Raw genomic sequence first — 2,302 nt, 5'->3', positions numbered from 1 at the left:
CAATCTAATTGCTGGGATCTATAATTTGGAACTGAGTAAAAAATGATTTATGAAAGAGGTCTATTCTTTATTTTTAAATAATCTAACATAATAGTACACATGTCATATTTACGAGCATCTGCTGGTAAATTTAATAATAAGTTGGCATCGAGAGTGTCATGTCCTTGATCTTGGAGTGCATAGGCTCGAATTTTATTGGTTAATCCTATGCCACGACCTTCTTGGCGAAGGTATAAAATCACACCTTGACCAGCGTCATTAATCATTTTCATGGTTGAATGTAATTGGGGGCCACAGTCACATTTCAGTGAAGCAAAAGCATCACCTGTTAAACATTCTGAATGAATTCTGACGAGTACAGGTTGATTAGAAATAGTATCCATGTCTTTGGCAAGAGCGATATGTTCTTCACCAGTACTTTGGTCTTGAAATGCCATAATTTCAAAATCACCAAACGCTGTAGGTAACTTTGATTTGGAAACAAATTCTATAGCCATTGAAGAATACACCTATATAAATTTATAATTGGTAAAATTACTAAATTTACCTTAAAAGCACTTGCTAAATTTTTGTGGTTCTAAATTTCAGCGTTTTACTTCCAATTCAAGTATAGGTATTTAATAGTGAATTTTATGTGAAATGTTATTAAGAATAATTTTATTGAGGTTAGAATTTTTTATAAAAATATGCAAAAGCTTCGTTTTCCACAAGCCATCCATAATCTAAAGCTTTATAGTAAGCCAATCGATTATCAACACTGATGATACAAGGTGGATATTCAGAATTCAGCAGCTTGAGGTTCATTAACAGCTGTAATGTAGATACATTGCCATTAATATTTTTTAGCCTGCTAACTTTTCGCGGTACAATGAAGTAGGTTGGTTGTAAATATTTTAATAAACAAAGGTTTAATTTTTTTCTGTGCGCACACTATCCCGGCCGAATAAACAAAAATGTCTTAAGCAAAGATAAATGAAGAAAAATGTAAGTTAGTATAGTTCTATATTCCTAAAACAACTTGATACGGTTTAAATCCGTCTTGTACCGCCTCTGAAACTAACCGAATAAATGCTTCAGTCTTTCCAGAAGCCATCCATTAATCCAATGCTTCATAGTAAGCTAAACGATTTTCTACAGTAATCACACAGGGTGGATAGCCTGCTTTAAGCAGTTCCAGATTCATCAAAAGACGTGATGTGCGACCATTACCATCAATGAATGGATGGATACCCACAAAATCCGCATGTACTTTGGCTGCACGTTCAATCGGGTGAAGTTTATATGCTTCAAGGTTATACCAATCGATTAGCTGAGCCATCTTGTCATTTAATAAAGTATAGTCAGGAGGGGTAGTAGTAGCACCAGAAATCAATACATTTTGCTGACGATAACGCCCAGCATTCTCATCATCAATATTTTTTAAAATAAGTTGATGAATATTGCGAATTTGCCATTCTGAAAATGGTTCTTCTTTACGAATAATGTCTTCGACGTAGTAAATCGCATTTCTATGTTTTATCGCTTCGAAATGTTCTCTTAACGCTTTTCCACCTACAGTAATACCTTCAAGAACTACTTTGGTTTCCAATAGTGTAAGAGTATTACCTTCTATGGCATTTGAATGATAGGTCCAGCGGACAATAAGATCTTCTTGTAAATTTTTTACAATTGCAGGAGATAAAGGGCGATATTGATCTAATTTTTTCTTTAAATCATCAATAATTTCAAACATAACTTTAACCCTGAATGTGTCTTTCTGAATAATACATCAAAAATGTAATGTTATATTATAATATTTTGGTTGAGCTATAAAGATGGTATAATGAGTACACCATTTCAAATCCTTTAGTTGGATTTGAACAAGATTATTTTTGTGATTCAATGCACTAAATCTAATTTGGGTAAAAAATGGGTATAGGTAAAATGCTATTGACTTTATAATTCACTAAATCAATAGCTTAGGATTTGAGTTCAATTCACGCCATCCCATCAGCAAAGATGAGAATTTGTATTATTTAATGAAATAAAATGAACTTTAAACAACATTTAAAATTTTTAATAAATAAGATTAAAAGATTGATAACGATGACACAATCTGTCCATGCACCCACATAAATTTGCTTATTGATTGATGAAACAAAATAGTTCTACTCATGAGCGATTAGCTGATCGTTTAGCTAATATTTTGACCATGTTAAATATGGGGTCTCATTTGAGCTCGGCTTTGTTACACAAACCTATATCTAAGGTTTATTCCACAATATAATTTTCAAATGAATAAGCCTACACCTAAAATTTATCG

At 32.5% G+C, this 2,302-nt stretch carries 3 pseudogenes; 1 reads left to right on the top strand and 2 read right to left on the bottom strand.

From position 1 onward, the window contains the following. Positions 1-65 precede the first annotated feature (65 nt). Positions 66-497: pseudogene (gene ribA / locus ACF8FD_RS04210) on the bottom strand (GTP cyclohydrolase II RibA); the annotation flags it as partial. A 503-nt stretch (positions 498-1,000) separates the two neighbouring features. Then, positions 1,001-1,732 (bottom strand): annotated as a pseudogene (locus ACF8FD_RS04205) (Fic family protein). Positions 1,733-2,131: 399 nt separating this feature from the next. Here ACF8FD_RS04205 and ACF8FD_RS04200 point away from each other — a divergent pair. Next, positions 2,132-2,230 (top strand): annotated as a pseudogene (locus ACF8FD_RS04200) (DNA-binding transcriptional regulator); the annotation flags it as partial. Between the last annotated feature and the right edge of the window lie 72 nt (positions 2,231-2,302).

The sequence above is a fragment of the Acinetobacter sp. TYF_19 genome (assembly GCF_043105125.1).
In the GTDB taxonomy this organism is placed as follows: Bacteria; Pseudomonadota; Gammaproteobacteria; order Pseudomonadales; family Moraxellaceae; genus Acinetobacter; species Acinetobacter johnsonii.
Note: the sequence above shows the minus strand (reverse complement) of the source record. Positions and strands in the feature narration are given on the sequence as shown.